Here is an 18,553-nt window from a genome sequence, read left to right as displayed (position 1 = left end):
GCAAGCCCGCTCCCACAGGAAGGGCGCGCAAATCCCTGTAGGAGCGGGCTTGCCCGCGAAGAGGCCAGTCAGGCTAGAACGGTCTTAGCTGTCGTACCCAAGGTTTGGCGCCAACCAACGCTCACTCACGCTCACCTCCTGGCCTTTACGCGCGCTGTAGCTGTCGATCTGGTCCTTGTCGACCTTGCCCACGGCAAAGTACTGCGCCTGCGGGTGGGCAAAGTACCAGCCGCTGACCGCCGCCGCCGGGAACATCGCAAAGTGTTCGGTCAGGAACACGCCGCTTGGGCCTGTCTCGCCAATGGCCGTGCCATCGAGCAGGCGGAACAGGGTTTCTTTCTCGGTGTGGTCCGGGCAGGCCGGGTAGCCGGGGGCAGGGCGGATGCCGCTGTACTGCTCCTTGATCAACGCTTCGTTGTCCAGGTGCTCGTCGCGGGCGTAACCCCAGTGCTCTTTACGCACCTGCTCGTGCAGCCATTCGGCGCAGGCTTCGGCCAGGCGGTCGGCCAAGGCCTTGACCATGATTGAGCTGTAGTCATCGCCCTTGTCCTGGTAGGCCTTGGCCACTTCCTCGGCGCCGATGCCCGCGGTGGTGATGAAGCCGCCGACATAGTCGGTGATGCCGCTGTCTTTGGGTGCGACGAAGTCGGCCAGCGACCAGTTTGGCTTGTTGTCAGGCTTGATGGTCTGCTGGCGCAGGTGGTGCAAGGTGGCCAGGGGCTGGCCGTCATCGCCATAGACCTCGATGTCGTCATCGGCGACCTGGTTGGCTGGCCAGAAGCCGAACACGGCGCGGGCACTGATCAGCTTCTCGTCGATCAGTTTGTCGAGCATCTCGCGGGCGTCCTTGTACAGGGACGTCGCGGCCTCGCCGACCACTTCGTCGGTGAGGATGCGCGGGAATTTGCCGGCCAGGTCCCAGGAGATGAAGAACGGCGTCCAGTCGATGTACTCGGCCAGGGTGCGCAGGTCTATGTCTTCCAGCACCTTCACACCGGTGAAGGTAGGCACGGCTGGCTGGTAGCTTGCCCAGTCATACTGCGGCTTGGCCGCGATGGCCTTGGCGTAGCTCAGGCGCTCGGTGCGGGCACTGCGGTTGGCGGTGCGCTCGCGCACTTCAACGTAATCCTGGCGGGTCTTCTCGACGAAGCCGGGCTTGAGCTCCTTGGACAACAATTGGGTCGCGACGCCGACGGCGCGCGAAGCGTCGGTGACGTAGATCACCGCGTCGTTGCTGTACTTGGGTTCGATCTTCACCGCCGTGTGCGCCTTGGAGGTGGTCGCGCCACCGATCATCAGCGGCAGGTTGAAACCCTGACGCTGCATTTCGCGGGCAACGTGGACCATCTCGTCCAGCGACGGGGTGATCAGGCCGGACAAGCCGATGATGTCGCATTTCTCGTCGCGTGCGGTCTGCAGGATTTTCTCGGCCGGCACCATCACGCCCAGGTCGACGATGTCGTAGCCGTTACAGCCCAGCACCACGCCGACGATGTTCTTGCCGATGTCGTGCACGTCGCCCTTGACCGTGGCCATCAGGATCTTGCCCTTGGCTTCGGGCTTGTCGCCTTTTTCGGCTTCGATGAACGGGATCAGGTGTGCCACGGCCTGCTTCATCACGCGCGCCGACTTGACCACCTGCGGCAAGAACATCTTGCCGGCACCGAACAGGTCGCCGACCACGTTCATGCCGCTCATCAGCGGGCCTTCGATGACTTCGATCGGGCGCGCGCACTGCTGGCGGCACTCCTCGGTGTCTTCGACGATGTGTGCGGTGATGCCTTTGACCAGGGCATGTTCCAGGCGTTTGCCGACTGGCAGCGAGCGCCAGGCTTCGTTTTCGACTTCCTTGGTGGCGCCGCCGCCTTTGTAGTCGTCGGCGATGGCCAGCAGGGCATCGGTGCCTTCCGGGGTGCGGTTGAGCACCACGTCCTCGACCTTGTTGCGCAGGTCGGCCGGGATCTCGTCGTAGATTTCCAGCTGGCCGGCGTTGACGATACCCATGGTCAGGCCGTTGCGGATGGCGTGGAACAGAAACACCGAGTGGATCGCTTCACGCACCGGGTTGTTGCCGCGGAACGAGAACGACACGTTGGACACACCACCCGAGCTCAAGGCGTGGGGCAGGTGGTCGCGGATGTAGGCGCAGGCTTCGATGAAGTCGACAGCGTAGTTGTTGTGTTCTTCGATGCCGGTGGCGACGGCGAAGATGTTCGGGTCGAAGATGATGTCTTCCGGCGGGAAGCCGACTTCGTTGACCAGGATGTCGTAGCTGCGCTTGCAGATTTCCTTCTTGCGCGCGGCGGTGTCTGCCTGGCCGACCTCGTCGAAGGCCATCACCACCACGGCGGCGCCGTAGCGCTTGCACAGGCGGGCGTGGTGCTTGAACTGCTCGACGCCTTCCTTCATGGAAATCGAGTTGACGATGCCCTTGCCCTGGATGCACTTGAGGCCCGCCTCGATCACTTCCCACTTGGAGGAGTCGATCATGATCGGCACGCGGGAGATGTCCGGTTCGCCGGCGATCATGTTGAGGAAGCGGACCATGGCGGCCTGGGAGTCGAGCATCCCTTCGTCCATGTTGATGTCGATCACCTGGGCGCCGGCCTCGACCTGTTGCAGGGCCACTTCCAGGGCTTCGGTGTAGTTCTCTTCGCGGATCAGCCGGGCGAACTTGGCGGAACCGGTGATGTTGGTGCGCTCGCCCACGTTGACGAACAGCGACTGGCGGTCGATGGTGAACGGCTCCAGGCCCGACAGGCGGCAGGCCTTGGCGATCTCCGGGATCTCACGTGGCTTGTACTTGGCAACCGCCTCGGCGATGGCCTGGATGTGGCCCGGGGTAGTGCCGCAGCAGCCGCCGATGATGTTAAGGAAGCCGCTGGCAGCGAACTCCTCGACCACCGCGGCCATTTCGGCCGGGGTTTCGTCGTACTCACCGAAGGCGTTGGGCAGGCCGGCGTTGGGGTGCGCAGAGACGTGGGTGTCGGCCTTGGTCGACAGCTCTTCCAGGTACGGGCGCAGGTCCTTGGCGCCGAGGGCGCAGTTGAGGCCGACGGAAATCGGCTTGGCGTGGCGCACCGAGTTCCAGAAGGCTTCGGTGGTCTGGCCCGACAGGGTGCGGCCCGAGGCGTCGGTGATGGTGCCGGAAATCATGATCGGCAGTTCGACGTTGTCATCCTCGAACACCTGTTGCACGGCGAAGATCGCCGCCTTGGCATTGAGGGTGTCGAAGATGGTTTCGATCAGGATCAGGTCGGCGCCGCCCTCGATCAGGCCGCGGGTGGCCTCGATGTAGTTTTCTACCAACTCGTCGAAGGTGACGTTGCGGTAGCCGGGGTCGTTGACGTCCGGGGAAATCGAGCAGGTGCGGCTGGTCGGGCCCAGCACGCCGGCGACGAAGCGCGGTTTGTCCGGCGTCTCCAGGGTCTTGGCGTCGGCCACCTGGCGGGCGATGCGCGCGCCTTCGACGTTCAGCTCGTAGACCAGCGACTCCATGCCGTAGTCGGCCTGGGAAATCTGCGTGGCGTTGAAGGTGTTGGTTTCGAGAATATCGGCGCCAGCGTCCAGGTAGGCTTTCTCGATCGCGGCGATGACATCGGGGCGGCTGAGCAGCAACAAGTCGTTGTTACCTTTCACATCGCTTGGCCAATCGGCAAAGCGCGTGCCACGATAGTCGTGTTCCTCGAGGCGATAACTTTGGATCATAGTACCCATGCCGCCGTCGAGGATCAGGATGCGCTCTTTGAGTGCGTGCTGGAGTGCTTGGAGACGAGCGCTGCGGTCGGACATAGGAACTACCTGGTCGGGCGAATATCAGAAGGTGCCGAATCATAACAAAGCTGCGCGGTTTTTAGGCGCACTGCCCATTTGCATGAATTTAGCTCATGTTGGCACACAAGCACCCAAGGACGACCAGGCAATCGTGATGGCTTTCAAGAACCAGGACTTTCCGCACATGGTGCATCGTTGTATTCGTGCTTGGGCGGGCGTTTTCGCCTTGCTCATCAGTGGCGCGACCTTCGGGCAGGCTGCCCAATCGAGCCCGGCTATTTCCTACACCCGGGATATCCAGCCGATTTTCACCGAGAAGTGCGTGGCCTGCCATGCCTGCAACGACGCGGCCTGCCAGCTCAAGCTGGAAAGCCCTGAGGGCGCGGTGCGGGGGGCAACCAAGGTGCCGGTGTACCAAGGTGACCGCAGCGCGGCGGTGCCGACCACGCGGCTGTTCTACGACGCCCACAGCGAGGGCGAGTGGCGCAAGAAGGGCTTCTACTCGGTGCTTGACGGCCAGGGCAGCCAGGCCGCGCTGATGGCGCGCATGCTCGAGCTGGGGCACAAGACGCCGCTTACGCCCAATGCCAAGCTGCCCGAGGACATCGTTCTGGGCATCAACCGCAACAACATGTGCCCTTTGCCCCATGAGTTCGACGCCTACGCCGGCGCGCACCCCAAAGAAGGCATGCCGCTGGCGGTTACCGGCCTGACCGACCAGGAGTACACCACCCTGCAACGCTGGCTGGCAGCTGGCGCGCCGGTGGAGTACCAGCCGATTCAGCCGAGTGCGGTCGAGGCCAAGCAGATCGCCGACTGGGAAGAGTTGCTCAACCGCCCGGGTTCGACCGAGGCGCTGGTTGGCCGCTGGCTTTACGAGCACCTGTTCCTTGCGCACATCTACTTCGTCGGCGGCGAGCAGGGCCACTTCTTCCAGTGGGTGCGTTCCCGCACGCCCAGTGGCCAGCCGGTCGACGTGATCGCGACCCGACGCCCCAACGACCCGCCAGGCACCGACTTCTACTACCGGCTGATGCCGGTGCAGGGTGTGATCGTGCACAAGACGCACATCACCTACCCAATGGGGCCGCAGAAGCTCAAGCGGGTCAAGCAACTGTTCTACGCGGGTGACTGGCATGCCTCGGCGCTGCCAGGCTATGGCCCGCGCCACCGGGCCAACCCGTTCGAGACCTTCGAGGCGATCCCGGCGGTGGCGCGTTACCAGTTCATGCTGGATAACGCTGAGTACTTCGTGCGCACCTTCATCCGTGGCCCGGTGTGCCGTGGGCAGATTGCAACCGACGTGATCCGCGACAACTTCTGGGCGCTGTTCCAGGAGCCGGCCCACGACCGCTACATCACCGATGCCCAGTACCGTGGCGAGGCCACGCCGCTGCTGGCCATGCCGGGCCAGATCGACGACGTGGGCAGTGTGCTGGGCCTCTGGCATGCCTACCGCGACAAGCGCAACGAATACGAAAAACTGCGCCGCGAAGCCTATGCCGAAATGCCGGCGCCGGGTTGGTCGACGCTGTGGGCCGGTAACGACAATGCACTGCTGAGCATCTTCCGTCACTTCGACAGCGCCTCGGTGACCAAGGGCCTGATCGGAGATGTGCCGCTCACCGTGTGGCTGTTCGACTACCCCTTGTTCGAGCGCACCTACTACCAATTGGCCGTCAACTTCGATGTGTTCGGCAACGTTTCGCACCAGTTGCAGACCCGCCTGTACTTCGACCTGATCCGCAATGGCGCGGAGGTCAACTTCCTGCGCCTGATGCCGGCCGACCAGCGTGGCGCGATCCTCAGCGACTGGTACCAGAACAGCGGCAAGGTGAAGATGTGGCTCGATTACGAGGACATCGACACTGACACCCCAAGCGGTATCAAGCTGGACCCGGCGAACCCAAAACGCGACTTTGGGCTCAAGCTGGTGCAGCGTACCGGCAGCCTGAATGCAGCACCTGACCCGATCAACCGCTGCCAGGGGGCTTACTGCTCGCGGCCGCAGATGAACGAAGCGTTCCGCAATGTCGAGCAGTCGCTCAGCCGCCTGGTGTCGCGCCCGGCTGCCGGGCTCAAAGTCATCAACCAGCTGCCTGAGGCGACGATGCTGCGTATCGAAGGGCAGGGCGGCCAGCGCCAGGTGTACAGCCTGCTGCGCAACCGTGCGCACAGCAACGTTGCCTTCCTACTGGGTGAGGCCTACCGCTATCAGCCTGGGCTGGACACCCTGACCTTGTACCCAGGCGTGCTCAGCAGTTACCCGAACTTCATCTTCAACATTCCGGCCGAGGACGTGCCCGAGTTTGTCGAGGACATGGAGTATGCGCGTGATGATGCCGACAAATTCGAGCGCATCGTCATGCGCTGGGGCGTGCGCCGCAGCCATCCGCAGTTCTGGCAGTACTTCCACGACCTCAATAGCTACATCAAGGAGACCCAGCCGGTGGAAGCGGGTGTGCTGGACATGAACCGCTACGAGAACCTCTGATCGGTCAACCTGACCTTTCCGAAACAACTGCGGTCGGAAAGGTTGGGTGGTCTTGATCGATTGCAGGGGGGCTGCTTTGCAGCCCTTCGCGGGTGAACCCGCTCCCACAGGGAAAGCGCTGGCCTCTTGACCGGTGCAGTACCTGTGGGAGCGGGTTTACCCGCGAACGAGCGCGTAGCGCTCGCCTCTGCATTCGGCCAGCGGCCTCAATGCACCGGCAATCGCAGGGTATTTCATGCTGTATTCGCTTCAGGCACTGCGGGCGTTCGCCGCCTGGGTGGTGGTCTGCCACCATTTCATGCAGATCTTCTTCGACTTCAAGGCCAGTGGGCCCATCGGCCAACTGCTCACCGACCGGGGCGCTGTCGGCGTCGACATCTTCTTCGTCATCAGCGGCCTGGTTATCTACCTCTCCACCCGCGACAAAACCATCGAACCCCGCCAGTTCCTGCTCAACCGGGTACTGCGCATCGTCCCGGCGTACTGGTTCTACACCTTGGTCATGGCGGGCCTGCTGCTGGCGGCCAGCCGCTGGATGCCGCACCAGGAATTCGACTGGCACCACCTGCTGTTGTCGCTGCTGTTCGTGCCTGCGGAAAACCCCGGCGGGTATGGCCTTTATCCGACCTTGAACGTGGGCTGGACGCTGAACTTCGAGATGTTCTTCTACCTGCTGTTCGGCCTGGCATTCCTGGTCCGCCAACGTCATCAGTTGCTGCTGGTCACTGTCGCGCTGCTGCTGGTGAGTGAAGTGCTGGGGCGGCTGGGTGTGCTCAGCCGCTTCTACAACAACGACATCATTTATGAGTTCCTGCTCGGCATCGGCCTGGGTGTGCTGTATCGGCGCGGTGTGATCCGCCAGGGCATCTGGACGCCCCTGGCGTTGCTCGCGGTGGCGGGGTATGCCATCTACCACCTCGACGCCTCCCAGCGCCTGCTGCACTGGGGCCTGCCGAGCGCGCTGGTGGTGCTGGCCTTTGTCTCCCTGGAGCCGTTGTTCGCGGGTAACCGGCTGCTCAAGGCGCTGGGCGACTGTTCGTATTCGGTCTACCTGATTCACGTGCTGGTGCTGTATGCCGGCTGGTTCGCCAGCCAGCGGCTGCACCTGAACCCGTACCTGGTGTTTGCCCTGTGCGTGCCGTCCATTGGACTAATGTCGTGGTTCAGCTACCAGTGGCTGGAGCGCGGCCTGTATCGGCGGATGCAGGCCTGGCTGGCGGCGCCACGGGGGCAGGCGCCGGCGTATGCGCTTTCCCGAGTCAAATACTAGGACTTTGTACAAGGGCCAGGTTGGCGTACACTTGGCCGCAAGTCTGTGAGGAACTTCCATGAGCGCTATAACCATTACCGACGCCGCCCATGATTACCTGGCCGATCTGCTCTCCAAGCAGAATACGCCCGGCATCGGCATCCGCATTTTCATCACCCAGCCAGGCACCCAGTACGCAGAGACGTGCATTGCCTACTGCAAGCCGGGCGAAGAGAAGCCTGACGACACCGCCGTGGGTCTGAAGAGCTTCACCGCTTACCTCGATGCAGTCAGCGTACCCTTCCTTGAAGACGCGCTGGTCGACTACGCCACTGACCGCATGGGCGGCCAGCTGACCATCAAGGCGCCGAATGCCAAGGTGCCGATGGTCAACGAAGACAGCCCGATCAACGAGCGTATCAACTACTACCTGCAGACTGAGATCAACCCGGGCCTGGCCAGCCATGGCGGCCAGGTAAGCTTGGTGGACGTGGTCGACGACGGCATCGCTGTGCTGCAGTTCGGCGGCGGTTGCCAGGGCTGCGGCCAGGCCGACGTGACCCTGAAGGAAGGCATCGAGCGCACCCTGCTCGAGCGGATTCCGGAGCTCAAAGGTGTGCGCGACGTGACCGACCACACCCAGAAGGAAAACGCGTACTACTGATACCAGGGTTCGCCGCTTCCTTAGCAACAAACTGTTACGAGTTCAACCCCTGCGACAACAGGCCGCAGCCCGTATTCAAAGGGCTGCAGGCCATCTGCGCCTTCGTCGGGTAGAAGCACTTGGGGTGTCATGTAAGAATGCCCCGGTTTTTCGGCTGGCCCGTCCCAAGGGCCGGTACCTTTCCTGTAAAGGATGGCCTGTAAAGGATAGTTCCATGAATGATCTGTATACCCGGCGCGCGGTTGTCGCCGGGATGGGCGTTCTCGGGCTTGGCCTGCTGGCTGGCTGCAGCCCGGCCCGGGGTCTTGAGTTCAAGTACGGCAAGAACATGAGCAACGAAATCCTTGGGCGCAAGTTCAACCTCAAGGACCCCCAAGGCAACCCGCGTACCCTGTCGAGCTTTTACGGCAGCATGCCGATGATTTTCTTCGGCTTCACCCAGTGCCCGGCGGTCTGCCCGACCACGCTGGCGCGGGCGGCGCAAATCAGGCAGTTGCTCAGGGGCCGCGACCGTGACTTGTTCCAGGTGGTATTCATCACCCTGGACCCGGAGCGCGACACCCCCGAAGTGCTCGACGCCTACGTCAAAGCGTTCGACCCCTCGTTCACCGCGCTGACGGGCACCCCCGAAGAAATCGCCGAGGTGGCCAAAGAGTTCAAGGTGTTCTACGAGAAGGTCCCGGCCGGTGATACCTACACCATCTCTCATTCGTCCACCAGCTACGTCTACGATACGCGTGGCACCCTGCGCCTGAGCCTGGGCCATTCCCTGAATGCCAAGGAATGCGCTGAAGACCTGGTCACCCTGATGGAGATTTGCTAATGGCTGTTTCACTGCAACCGATCAAACGCGGCCTGGCCGCCATCGCCCTGCTGGGCCTTGCCCTGCCTGCCCTGGCCCAGACCACCGTGAGTGATGCCTGGGTCCGCGCCAGCGTGCCGCAGCAGCAGTCCACCGGTGCCTTCATGACCCTCACGGCCAGCAGCGACAGCAAGCTGGTTGGCGTTGAATCGCCTGTGGCCAAGACCGTGCAAGTGCATGAAATGACCATGAACGGCGACGTGATGGGCATGCGCGAGGTCAAGGCCGTCGAGTTGCCGGCTGGCAAAGCAGTCACCCTGGACCCGAACGGCCTGCACGTGATGCTGATGGGGTTGAACCAGCAGGTGAAAGAAGGCGAGCAGGTGCCACTGACCCTGGTCATCGAAGATGCCAAGGGCGGCAAGGAAACGCTGCAGGTGCAAGCGCCAGTGCGTCCGCTCAACGCCGAGGCAGGCGGTGGGCATGACCACATGCACATGAAACACTGATTGATCTGGGGCCGCGCATAGCGGCCCCAATTCATTCAGCTACGAAAACGCGGCAATGGCCTGTCGAGGGTCAGCGAGGTCAAGGTCTTGCGTACCTGGGCTTCGTCGGCCTCCAGGGCCTTTAGACTCGCGCGGATCTTGCCGGCGGCGGGCACATCGCCCTGCCGGTCGATCCAGTCGGCAATCTCCTTGCAGGCACTGCTCAGGCAGGCCTGACGCTGGTTCATCAGCGATATGAGGGTGGTGAGCTCTCTTTCGGACATGGCAGGATCCTCCAATTCAGCCCTGTCAGTGTAGCAGTGGCCAGCAAGCTTGCCTGGGGCCGGGTGTCGCAGGGCGTCAGCTTGGCAGGCAGGCGCTGCGGTATGCGCCTGGGGTCACCCCATAGGCCTGCTTGAACTGCCGGCTCAAGTGGCTCTGGTCGGCAAACCCAAGCGCAAACGCCACCTCCGAAGCCGCCTGGCCGCGTTTCAAAAACTCACGGGCACGGGCCAGGCGCCGTTGCTTGAGCCAGGCATGGGGCGGCAGGCCGGTGGCCTGGCGAAACACCCGGGCGAAGTGGAAGGGTGACAGGTTGACCGCCGCCGCCAGGGCTTCAAGCGATGGCGGGTCGGCCAGCTGACTCTCCAGCAGTTCACGGGCGCGGGCCACCGCCTGCGGCTCATGGCCCGGTGCAGCGGGTTCGGCGCATTGCCCATGGCGTTGCACCAGGGCCAGCACGGCATGGCGCCAGGCGGTCTGCTGTTCCAGGGCACTGGCTGCGCCTTCGGACAACTGGTGCAGCTGGCTGAAGGCGAGCGCCAGGGCCGGGTCCTGGATCACACTGTCCTTGAAGGTGGGCATGCCGTGGCGGCCCAGTTCCAGCTCCTCCAGCACGCCCGTTACCCGCTCATGTTCTGGGTAGAAACCGCGGTAGCGCCAGCCGGCTTCGTGGGCCGTGGCGCCGGTGTGCAGTTCGTCGGGGTTGATCAACACCATGCTGCCCACCGGGGCCAGGTGTTCGCTGCCGCGATGCCAGAAGCGCTGGGCGCCCGACTCGATCACGGTGAACACGTAGCCTTCATGCACGTGCGGGGCGAAGCGCTGTTGGAAATATCGCGCGTGCAGCATTTCGACGTCGCCCAACGCCGGCGCCTGCCACAGGTGCGTCTGCTCGCGCAGGGGCGTGGTCATGCCAGCCAGCTGCGCAGGAGGAAGAAGATCAACATGCTCACCAGCATGCTCAGCAACACGCTGCGGGTCAACAGCACCAAGATGACGGCCACCACCGAGCCCAGCAGATAAGGGTTGAGCAGGCTCAGGTTCAGCTGGTGGTCAGGCATGAAGATGATCGGCCCGCAGATGGCGGTGAGCATGCCCGGCACCGCGAAGCCCAGAAACTGCCGGGCATTGGAACTCAGGCGCAAGGGCAGGCGTGGTTCAAGAAACGCATAGCGATTGAGAAACACGATGGCGCCCATGGCGAAAATCAGTAACCAAGTCATGCGCGGCCTCCAAAGCACTTTTGGCAAATGAAGCCGGCGCCCATGCCGAGCAGGCCCGCGGCCACCAGGGCGGTTTCCCAGTGCCAGGCACTGAACAGGACCGAGCAGAACAGCGAAACGGCCACGCACACCACCGTGGCCAGGTTGCGCACCAGTGGCGCGATCAGGGCGACGAAGGTGGCGACAATCGAGAAGTCCAGGCCCAATTGGTCGAGGTGCGGGATGTTCTGGCCAAGGACGATGCCTGCCAAGGTGAACAGGTTCCAGGCGATGTAGAAGGTCAGGCCCACGCCTAGCGCATACCAGCGATTGAACTGCTGCTGGTCATAATGGCTGGTCAGGGCAAAGAACTCGTCGGTTAGCAAAAAGCCCAGGCCCAATCGCCAGCGCAGCGGCTGGTTCGACAGCACCGGGCGCATGGATAAGCCGTACAGCAGGTGCTGCGATGTCAGCAGCAAGGTGGTGAGCAGGATCGACGCCAGGTTGGCACCGCCCTTGAGCATGCCGATCGCCACCAGTTGTGCGGCACCGGCAAAGACGATGGCCGACAGCCCCTGGCCTTGCCAGGCGCTGAGGTTGGCCTCGATGGCCATGGAGCCGGCCAGCAGGCCCCAGGGGGCGACGGCCAGGGAAAGCGGGAGGATGGCGATGGCGCCATGAACAAAGGCTTGGCGAGCGATGTGTGGGCTGTGGGGCATGGTGGCTGCAACGCGTGTACTCGGTTGGGCAGCATGCCAGAGTGAAGCGGGCCATGGCTTGAACGATCTTGCTGGTTTGTCGACTGGCCGCTATCGATGGCTGGTCAACCAGCGCTGCGCAGTCGAGCATCCGTTGATGTCCACGGCCTTCTGCAGCAAGGCCTGGCGATGCCCTGGGTCAAGGTCGGCCAGCACCCGGTACACCTCGGCCTGGTAGTCACGCTGGCGCCCCCACTGCATGTTCAGGCCTTGCGGCTGGCTGCGGTTGCAGGCCAGTCGTGTGGTGGGCTGTGGGTAGTAGGGGGCGTATTGGGGGGCCATGCTTGGGATCGCCTCCAGCGCAGCGCGATAGTCTGCGCTGGCGTTGTAGGGCGGGCACCAGGTGGCAATGGCCGGTGCCGGGGGCGCGAAGCCTTGCTTGAGGCTCGCCTCCAGCAAAGGGCAGGCAGCGTCCGGGATCTGGGCCACCGGCAGGTAGGTCATGTAGTACAGCGCCAGCCGGTACTGGGCCACGGGGTGGCCAAGCTCCACCGACTTTTTCAGCAGTGCCACGGCGGTGGGCAAGGTGTGCGCCAGGGCCTGGCCTTGGCGGGTGAGCTCCGGGTCGCTGCCCACGGCAGTGCGCAGTGAGCTGGCGCCGTCGTCCTGGCTGTCGGCCTGCTCGAGCAAGGGCAGGGCCTGGCGGTAGAGCAAGTCGGCATGCGGGTCGATGCGCACGTCGAGCGCTTGCGCGGCCAGTGGCATCAAGGCGATCACCAGCGGCGACAGGGTTGCCACACGACTCACAGGCAGGCCTCGTGGGACGGGCAGTCACGACAGGCGGCCAGTGGTTGATGCACGGCTTGGATGTTCATCACAGGTACAGGTACGCCTCGGGCGAATCGGAACGACGACGTATTCTAGCCACCCAAGGGGCCTCGCCGGAAGACCGGCGGGCAACTGTCAGACGAGCTTGATAGGCGTGACCTTGCGCTGAGCGTGTTTTTCCTGGGCCAGGCCAAGCTTGGCGGTAATGACTTTGGCCAGTGCGTTGTTGCCCAGGTCGTTGAGGTGCAGGCGGTCGACGAACAGGTCGGCGCCAAACACGGGCGAGCTGCTGAGCATGCTGTTCATGTCATAGCAGGCTACCGGGTCGGCCTGGTCTTTGATGCGGCGAAAGAAGGCCGAGTGCAAGTGGCTGTCGAAGACCCCGTCCAGCAGCCGTTCGAAGTTCGCGGGCTGGCGCGCCAACGCCGCCAGCATGGCTTGCTCGCCCGCTGGCAGGGTTTCTCGGCACCAGGGCAGCAGCGGCTGAAGAATGAAAGTGAGGGTGGCGTGGCTGTCTGCCAGCAGCCGCTCCCACTGGCGCAGGGTGCGGCCGATGCTGTCGGCCGCGCGGGCCAGGCGCTTCTCTGGGGGCGAAAGCGGCTGGGCGGCTGGAGGCGCGGGAGGGGGCGCGGCCAAGGCTTGGCCGATGCGCCGCCAAAGCGATTGTCGGCGGGGGGCTGCGGCAGGCGGCATGCCATCGCTGAAACTGTTCAAGGCTTCCTGAAAACCTGTGACGTGATGCGCCTCGCGGGGGCTGGCGAGGATTTCGTAGAGGGCCTCATGGGCCAAGGTATTGAGGCCGCTGAGCACCACCACGTGGCCGAGCTGGCCGAGGCGGTGCTGGTGAGTGAGGAACATCAGCAGCTCTTGGCCAGCATTGAGCCCACAGCCTGCCAGGCTCAGCCAGACCTCGCCGGTCAGCATCGACAGGTGCGAAGCCACCGTGTGCTCATCGCTGCTGGCACCGACGCCCAAGGCGGTGGAGCCCCCCACCAACAGGTTGATGCGCGGCGCCGTGCCGCGCTCGGCCGCCGAGAAGCGCTTGCCGGCACAGTGGCTGTAGCGCAGGCCGAGCGCATCGGTGTTGATGGTGCCCGAGCGGTAGCCGCTCTCGTGGATGTGCAGTGCGTGTGGCGCACGGCGGCTGCCCAGTTGCAGAAAGCGCTGGTAGTCCTGTTGCAGCGGCGAAGGAAGGCCCAAAACATCTGTGCACGTGTCGGTCGATCTCATGGGCACTCCTTGCGAGGCATCCGGCTCAGGCCGCCAGTTCCTTGAGGTTGTACAGCAGGCCGCCGGCCGCGATCAGCAGCAGGGCAACGCCCGAGGCCAGGCTGATGACGCGATTGCTGCGCTGCGAAGCGATCTTGCCGATGGCGAAGATGTACAGGCTGAGCACGGCAAAATCGATGGCCACCCACAACAGCGACAGCACCACCATGCTCTTGCCGAACGACTCGGTGATCTGGATGAACTGAGGGAAGAAGGCGATGAAGAAGATGATGTCCTTGGGGTTGGAGATACCCACCATGAACCCTTGCAGCAGGCCGCCACGCCCAGGCCCAGGCGCTTCGTTCGCCGACTCTGGGGTGGGCGCCTGCAGGGCTTCCTTGAGGGTGCCCACGGCGATGTAGCCGATGAACAGGCAGCCCAGCAGGCTCATGCCGCTGAGCCAGGCCTTGTCGATGGCCGCGCTGGTCAGGATGATCCAGGCCGCCGCGCCAATCAGTACCAGGGACGCCCAGTTGGTCCCCACGGCAGTGAACATGGCTTTGCGCGACCCGGAGGCGGCAGCGGTGTTGACGATCAGTGCCACCACTGGGCCAGGGGTGGCGATCAGTAGCAGGACAGTCAGGGCATAGGTGGCGGTGAGTGCGGTATTCACGGTCAATTCTCGATCAGTGTGTCGGCTGTTACATGGGCGTGGAACGGGCAGCGCGACGGGTTGAGCGAACCCGCCTCCTGTAGCTGGTACTGCTTCCACTCGTAGTTGTCGGCATCGCCGAACGCGCCAAGGGTGTCGGGCATGATGCCGTTGTTGTAATGCTGTACCCGCTCGCGGATGCGGGCACGGATACGCTTGCCACTTTCGGTGCTGGCGTTGGCCACTTCGTCGAAGTTTTCCCGCGGGTTGATGACGAAGGTGATGTGCGGCCCCAGGTTGCGGCTTTTCATCTGTTGGTGGCCGGGGAAGTTCATGTTGATGAACAGCGGCATGCCGGCGTAGCAGAACGACCAGCCCGTGTCGTGAGGGTCGGTCGGCATCGCCTGCGGCCAGGGGTGCGGGTCGCGCGCGTGTACGCCCTGCAAAACTTTCCAGGCCAGCGCCTGTTGCTCGGCAAGGGTGTATTCGCTGGCGGTTTCGAGAAACACCACCAATGGGCTGCCGATGCGCTGCTTGAGCGGGATCGGTGTGATGGTGCGCACGTAGTCAGCCAGGCCCTGGGCGATGTCGTCGGCCAGTTGTTCGGCGCGGGCGAAGAGGATGTGGCAGGTCTCGCTGGCGACTGCCTTGCGGCCAAACAGGCAGGGGAATTCGGGGTTGGCGAGAATGCTGCGAAAATGTTGTATGGTTTTGTACGTCCAATGTTGCGTGTTCCGCACATGTTCAGCGGCCAGCTCTAGCGCATCCAGGCGATAGCAGTTTCCATAACCCGTAAACATGATTTCCCCAGGCATCTAATTAAGTAACGTTCCAGTCATATGCAGGCAGAATCGTTGGTAATCTTTATTATTTACCCGCATTTTCTGAGACAGACTTAACGTTGTAAAACGCGTGGAACTATGACCTACTATTAGTCTCACTCATGCTTCGGACGTCGCCATGTCGGAACGGATTCAGGCCTTGCACGCCCTGCGTGCTTTCGAGGTGGCCTCTCGTTATGGCTCCTTTACCCGTGCGGCGGAGGAGTTGGCGCTGACCCAAGGGGCGGTCAGCCACCACATCAAGACCCTCGAGGCCATGTTCGGCTGCGACCTGTTCGAGCGTCGTGGGCCGAAACTGAGCCTGACCGAGCACGGGCGTTTGCTGTCACAAGAGCTCAAGGTCGGCTTCAAGATCATCGAAAACGCCTGCGCGCTGCTGCGTCAGGACCGCTACGGTGTGCGTCTGAAGGCGCCATCCACGCTCACCATGCGCTGGTTGCTCAGGGCCCTGGACGGCTTCAAGAAGCTCGATGACAGCAGCAGCGTGCAACTGTCGAGCGTGTGGATGGACATCGACAGCGTGGACTTCTATTCGGAGCCCTACGACTGCGCCATCCTGCTGGCCAACGGCCGTTTCCCCGCCGATGTTGAGAGCTTCAAGCTGTTCGATGAGTGGCTGATCCCGGTGTGCCACCCCGATTACATGGCGCAAGCCCAGCCCGACCTTGCCGACCTGCGCCAATGCGAGTTCCTGCACCCGTCGCCGGACCGGCGCGACTGGCGACGTTGGCTGGCGCGGATGGACGCACTGGATATCAGCATCGACCAGGGGCAGGTGTTCGATACCCTCGACCAGGGGATTTCGGCGGCCCAGCAAGGCCTGGGCATCTCGGTGGTGGACCTGGTGCTGGCCAGCTCCGACCTGTCGGCAGGGCGGCTGGTGACGCCGTTCAAGCACGCGGTGGCCACCGGTGACGGGTATTACATGACTTGGCTGAAATCCAGCCCCAAGGCCCGGCAGATGCACAAACTGCGTGATTTTCTGATCAGCCAGGTGCCGCCGTTGGCCTACAAGGACATCAACTATTTGTACGGTTGAGGGCTGCCGGGGAACACCCGCTCAAGCATGAAATCGATGAACACCCGCAGCTTGGGCGGCACCTGGCGCCCCGACGGCCACAACAGGTAGAAACTTCCACGCCGCTCCATGAAACTGTCGAGTACCGTCACCAGCGTGCCGGCGGCCAGTTCGCGGCGCACGCTGAAGTCTGGCAGGCAGGTGATGCCGCGGTGGTTGAGGGCGAAGCAGATGCGTGTCTCGACGTGGTTGCACACCATCGAAATGGGGATGTCATAGCCCTGGTCGGGGTGCTCCTGACGCAGCGGCCAGGTCTCCAGCTTGCCGTTGCTGGGGAAGCGGTAGTGCAGGCAGGTGTGTGCATTCAGGTCGCGGGGGTGGGTGGGCGTGTCGCGTTCGCGCAGGTACTCGGGCGATGCCACCAGGCGATGCTGGAAGTGGCCGAGGAACTTGGCATTGAGGCGCGAATCCACGGGTTGACCGCCGCGCATCACCACATCGAACCCTTCACCGACGATATCCACCATGCGGTCGGTAAACTCCAGGTCCAGTTCAACCTCAGGGTACAACGCCATGAAGTCGGCCAGCGCCGGCATGACCAGCCCGGTGACCTGGGGCAGGCTCACACGCAGGCGACCGCGCGGGGTTTCACTGGCCTGTGACAGGGCCTGCTCGGTGGCCTCGATCTCAGCCAGGATACGGCGGCTGCGTTCAAGAAACAGCGTGCCTTCGGCGGTCAACGTGATGCTGCGTGTGCTGCGGTGGAACAGGCGCACACCCAGGCGGCTTTCCAGCCGTGCCACGCGCTTGCCCACAGCCGAAGCGCTGATGCCCAACGACTGGCCTGCAGCCACGAAACTGCGGGTTTCGGCCACCCGGTTGAAGACTACGAAGCCGCTGAGGCTGTCCATTGCGCACTCCTGATTGCGGACATTAATGTCCGGGGTGAACGGCATTGTACCCATCTTTTTCCGCAATACCCCCGGCATGCACACTGCCGGCCTCGATCACCACTTCAAGGCACCCCGCAATGTCCCAGACTTCTTCCGCACCGCTACTGGGTGAAAGCGCCGAGCGCTTACCCTTGAGCGGCCTGCTGGCCCTGGCGATGACCGGCTTCATTGCCATCCTCAGCGAAACCCTGCCTGCCGGCCTGCTGGACCAGATCGCCGGCGGCATGGCGATCAGCCAGGCCATGGCCGGGCAGTGGGTCACGGCGTACGCATTGGGCTCGCTGCTGACAGCCATCCCGCTGGTGACCCTGACCCAAGGCTGGTATCGCCGCCGTGCACTGCTGCTGGCGATTGGTGGCTTCGTGCTGTTCAACGGGTTGACGGCCTTGTCGTCGTCCAATGCCCTTACCCTGGTGCTGCGCTTTTTCACCGGTGCCGCAGCCGGCCTGGCTTGGGGATTGATTGCCGGCCATGCCCGGCGCATGGTGCCGGTGGCCTTGCAGGGGCGGGCGATGGCGGTGGCCATGCTCGGCCAGCCGATAGCCTTGTCCCTCGGCTTGCCCATCGGTACCTGGCTAGGGGCACTGTTGGGGTGGCGGGCCACCTTTGTCGTGGTCACTGTGGTGGCGCTGCTGCTGGTCGTCTGGGTGTTGCGCGCCGTGCCGGACTACCCGGGGCAGGCCGCCGGCAAGCGACCGGCGGCGCTGCAGGTGTTGCGCACACCTGGCGTGGCGTTGGTGCTGTTGGTGATCATGACCTGGATCCTCGGCCACAACATTCTGTATACCTACATCGTGCCGTTGCTGGCGGCGGCGGGGATGGCCGCCGAAATCGGCCAGGTGTTGATGGTGTTCGGCTTGTCGGCGCTGGCGGGCATCGGCCTGGTCGGGCTGCTGGTCGATCGCCACCTGCGCACGCTGGTGCTGCTCAGCCTGGCCGGTTTTGCCGTGGCCACGCTGATGCTGGGGCAGGCGTCCTCGTGGGCCCTGTACCTGAGCATCGCGCTGTGGGGTGTGACCTACGGCGGCGCGCCAACACTGTTGCAGACGGCCTGCGCAGATGCGGCGGGCGAGGGCGGTGACGTGGCGCAGTCGATGCTGGTGACGGTGTGGAACAGCGCCATCGCCTTGGGTGGGATTATCGGTGGGTTGCTGCTGACCGGGGCGGGCGTCGCCTGGTTTGGCCCCGTGGCGCTGGTATTGATTGGCCTGGCGTGGCTGCTGGCCTGGGCAGGGCGCCGTGGCGGGTTCAAGGCCGGCTCCCGATAGTTTCCAGGCCTACGCGGTCGTTGTAGGAGCAGCCTTGTGCTGCGAAGAGGCCAGTACTGACCATGCAACTCTGCCAGGTTTACCGGCCTCTTCGCAGCACAAGGCTGCTCCTACAGAGGCCGGGTCGGAT

The 18,553-nt window shown here is 63.5% G+C and carries 17 protein-coding genes; 7 read left to right on the top strand and 10 right to left on the bottom strand.

Annotated features, from left to right (window positions below):
* Nucleotides 1-84: 84 nt before the first annotated feature.
* Nucleotides 85-3,792: a methionine synthase gene (gene metH, locus OO306_RS17660; RefSeq protein WP_258703897.1), complete on the bottom strand. Its 3,708-nt coding sequence runs from the start codon at nucleotides 3,790-3,792 to the stop codon at nucleotides 85-87.
* Between the two features lie 166 nt (nucleotides 3,793-3,958).
* On the opposite strand from metH, the gene OO306_RS17655 reads away from it, so the two are divergent.
* From OO306_RS17655 to OO306_RS17635, 5 genes are all read left to right on the top strand, one after another.
* A complete protein-coding gene (locus OO306_RS17655) occupies nucleotides 3,959-6,268 on the top strand; it encodes a fatty acid cis/trans isomerase (RefSeq protein WP_027593878.1) in 2,310 nt (769 codons plus the stop codon).
* A gap of 235 nt (nucleotides 6,269-6,503) precedes the next feature.
* Entirely contained in the window at nucleotides 6,504-7,538 is a 1,035-nt protein-coding gene (locus tag OO306_RS17650) for an acyltransferase (RefSeq protein WP_265969476.1), read from the top strand.
* 58 nt (nucleotides 7,539-7,596) lie between these two features.
* Nucleotides 7,597-8,181: a Fe-S biogenesis protein NfuA gene (gene nfuA, locus OO306_RS17645; RefSeq protein ID WP_012271640.1), complete on the top strand. Its 585-nt coding sequence runs from the start codon at nucleotides 7,597-7,599 to the stop codon at nucleotides 8,179-8,181.
* Nucleotides 8,182-8,395: 214 nt separating this feature from the next.
* Complete coding sequence (locus OO306_RS17640) at nucleotides 8,396-9,004, top strand: SCO family protein (RefSeq protein WP_027593876.1); 609 nt, start codon at nucleotides 8,396-8,398, stop codon at nucleotides 9,002-9,004.
* On the top strand, nucleotides 9,004-9,492 hold the full coding sequence (locus OO306_RS17635) for a copper chaperone PCu(A)C (RefSeq protein WP_027593875.1): 489 nt from the start codon (nucleotides 9,004-9,006) through the stop codon (nucleotides 9,490-9,492). The genes OO306_RS17640 and OO306_RS17635 overlap by 1 nt, the downstream gene beginning before the upstream one ends.
* Nucleotides 9,493-9,527: 35 nt before the next feature.
* Here OO306_RS17635 and OO306_RS17630 read toward each other — a convergent pair whose 3' ends face one another.
* The 8 genes from OO306_RS17630 to OO306_RS17595 all read right to left on the bottom strand — a co-directional run bounded on the left by OO306_RS17630 (nucleotide 9,528) and on the right by OO306_RS17595 (nucleotide 15,142).
* Nucleotides 9,528-9,755 carry a hypothetical protein gene (locus OO306_RS17630; RefSeq protein ID WP_027593874.1) on the bottom strand — a complete coding sequence of 76 codons (228 nt, stop codon included), beginning with the start codon at nucleotides 9,753-9,755 and terminating at the stop codon, nucleotides 9,528-9,530.
* A gap of 76 nt (nucleotides 9,756-9,831) precedes the next feature.
* Nucleotides 9,832-10,665 (bottom strand): AraC family transcriptional regulator, encoded by an 834-nt coding sequence (locus tag OO306_RS17625; protein WP_085273250.1) that lies wholly within the window; start codon nucleotides 10,663-10,665, stop codon nucleotides 9,832-9,834.
* Nucleotides 10,662-10,976, bottom strand: a complete 315-nt coding sequence (locus OO306_RS17620) for an AzlD domain-containing protein (protein ID WP_099429890.1) — start codon at nucleotides 10,974-10,976, stop codon at nucleotides 10,662-10,664. Before OO306_RS17620 ends, OO306_RS17625 begins: the two co-directional genes overlap by 4 nt.
* On the bottom strand, nucleotides 10,973-11,674 hold the full coding sequence (locus tag OO306_RS17615; protein ID WP_027593871.1) for an AzlC family ABC transporter permease: 702 nt from the start codon (nucleotides 11,672-11,674) through the stop codon (nucleotides 10,973-10,975). The genes OO306_RS17620 and OO306_RS17615 overlap by 4 nt, the downstream gene beginning before the upstream one ends.
* A gap of 90 nt (nucleotides 11,675-11,764) precedes the next feature.
* Nucleotides 11,765-12,460 carry a sel1 repeat family protein gene (locus OO306_RS17610; RefSeq protein ID WP_027593870.1) on the bottom strand — a complete coding sequence of 232 codons (696 nt, stop codon included), beginning with the start codon at nucleotides 12,458-12,460 and terminating at the stop codon, nucleotides 11,765-11,767.
* Between the two features lie 156 nt (nucleotides 12,461-12,616).
* Nucleotides 12,617-13,711, bottom strand: a complete 1,095-nt coding sequence (locus OO306_RS17605; protein WP_265969475.1) for a hypothetical protein — start codon at nucleotides 13,709-13,711, stop codon at nucleotides 12,617-12,619.
* Between the two features lie 25 nt (nucleotides 13,712-13,736).
* Nucleotides 13,737-14,363, bottom strand: a complete 627-nt coding sequence (locus OO306_RS17600) for a LysE family translocator (RefSeq protein WP_099429887.1) — start codon at nucleotides 14,361-14,363, stop codon at nucleotides 13,737-13,739.
* Between the two features lie 2 nt (nucleotides 14,364-14,365).
* Nucleotides 14,366-15,142 carry a YqcI/YcgG family protein gene (locus OO306_RS17595; protein WP_027593867.1) on the bottom strand — a complete coding sequence of 259 codons (777 nt, stop codon included), beginning with the start codon at nucleotides 15,140-15,142 and terminating at the stop codon, nucleotides 14,366-14,368.
* A gap of 160 nt (nucleotides 15,143-15,302) precedes the next feature.
* On the opposite strand from OO306_RS17595, the gene OO306_RS17590 reads away from it, so the two are divergent.
* Nucleotides 15,303-16,223: a LysR substrate-binding domain-containing protein gene (locus OO306_RS17590; RefSeq protein WP_027593866.1), complete on the top strand. Its 921-nt coding sequence runs from the start codon at nucleotides 15,303-15,305 to the stop codon at nucleotides 16,221-16,223.
* On the opposite strand, the gene OO306_RS17585 is transcribed toward OO306_RS17590, so the two are convergent.
* Complete coding sequence (locus tag OO306_RS17585; RefSeq protein ID WP_265969474.1) at nucleotides 16,208-17,113, bottom strand: LysR family transcriptional regulator; 906 nt, start codon at nucleotides 17,111-17,113, stop codon at nucleotides 16,208-16,210. The genes OO306_RS17590 and OO306_RS17585 overlap by 16 nt on opposite strands.
* A gap of 119 nt (nucleotides 17,114-17,232) precedes the next feature.
* On the opposite strand from OO306_RS17585, the gene OO306_RS17580 reads away from it, so the two are divergent.
* Nucleotides 17,233-18,423 carry an MFS transporter gene (locus OO306_RS17580; protein ID WP_265969473.1) on the top strand — a complete coding sequence of 397 codons (1,191 nt, stop codon included), beginning with the start codon at nucleotides 17,233-17,235 and terminating at the stop codon, nucleotides 18,421-18,423.
* Nucleotides 18,424-18,553 lie beyond the last annotated feature (130 nt).

Source organism: Pseudomonas sp. DCB_AW, from assembly GCF_026240895.1.
GTDB lineage: Bacteria > Pseudomonadota > Gammaproteobacteria > Pseudomonadales > Pseudomonadaceae > Aquipseudomonas > Aquipseudomonas kermanshahensis.
This window is presented reverse-complemented; position numbering and strand designations above follow the sequence as displayed.

Excerpts from the sequence above, each read along its gene's own strand:
- metH (WP_258703897.1), bottom strand. The coding sequence starts at position 3,792 with ATGTCCGACCGCAGCGCTCGTCTCCAAGCACTCCAGCACGCACTCAAA.
- OO306_RS17655 (WP_027593878.1), top strand. The coding sequence starts at position 3,959 with ATGGTGCATCGTTGTATTCGTGCTTGGGCGGGCGTTTTCGCCTTGCTC.
- OO306_RS17650 (WP_265969476.1), top strand. The coding sequence starts at position 6,504 with ATGCTGTATTCGCTTCAGGCACTGCGGGCGTTCGCCGCCTGGGTGGTG.
- nfuA (WP_012271640.1), top strand. The coding sequence starts at position 7,597 with ATGAGCGCTATAACCATTACCGACGCCGCCCATGATTACCTGGCCGAT.
- OO306_RS17640 (WP_027593876.1), top strand. The coding sequence starts at position 8,396 with ATGAATGATCTGTATACCCGGCGCGCGGTTGTCGCCGGGATGGGCGTT.
- OO306_RS17635 (WP_027593875.1), top strand. The coding sequence starts at position 9,004 with ATGGCTGTTTCACTGCAACCGATCAAACGCGGCCTGGCCGCCATCGCC.
- OO306_RS17630 (WP_027593874.1), bottom strand. The coding sequence starts at position 9,755 with ATGTCCGAAAGAGAGCTCACCACCCTCATATCGCTGATGAACCAGCGT.
- OO306_RS17625 (WP_085273250.1), bottom strand. The coding sequence starts at position 10,665 with ATGACCACGCCCCTGCGCGAGCAGACGCACCTGTGGCAGGCGCCGGCG.
- OO306_RS17620 (WP_099429890.1), bottom strand. The coding sequence starts at position 10,976 with ATGACTTGGTTACTGATTTTCGCCATGGGCGCCATCGTGTTTCTCAAT.
- OO306_RS17615 (WP_027593871.1), bottom strand. The coding sequence starts at position 11,674 with ATGCCCCACAGCCCACACATCGCTCGCCAAGCCTTTGTTCATGGCGCC.
- OO306_RS17605 (WP_265969475.1), bottom strand. The coding sequence starts at position 13,711 with ATGAGATCGACCGACACGTGCACAGATGTTTTGGGCCTTCCTTCGCCG.
- OO306_RS17595 (WP_027593867.1), bottom strand. The coding sequence starts at position 15,142 with ATGTTTACGGGTTATGGAAACTGCTATCGCCTGGATGCGCTAGAGCTG.
- OO306_RS17590 (WP_027593866.1), top strand. The coding sequence starts at position 15,303 with ATGTCGGAACGGATTCAGGCCTTGCACGCCCTGCGTGCTTTCGAGGTG.
- OO306_RS17585 (WP_265969474.1), bottom strand. The coding sequence starts at position 17,113 with ATGGACAGCCTCAGCGGCTTCGTAGTCTTCAACCGGGTGGCCGAAACC.
- OO306_RS17580 (WP_265969473.1), top strand. The coding sequence starts at position 17,233 with ATGTCCCAGACTTCTTCCGCACCGCTACTGGGTGAAAGCGCCGAGCGC.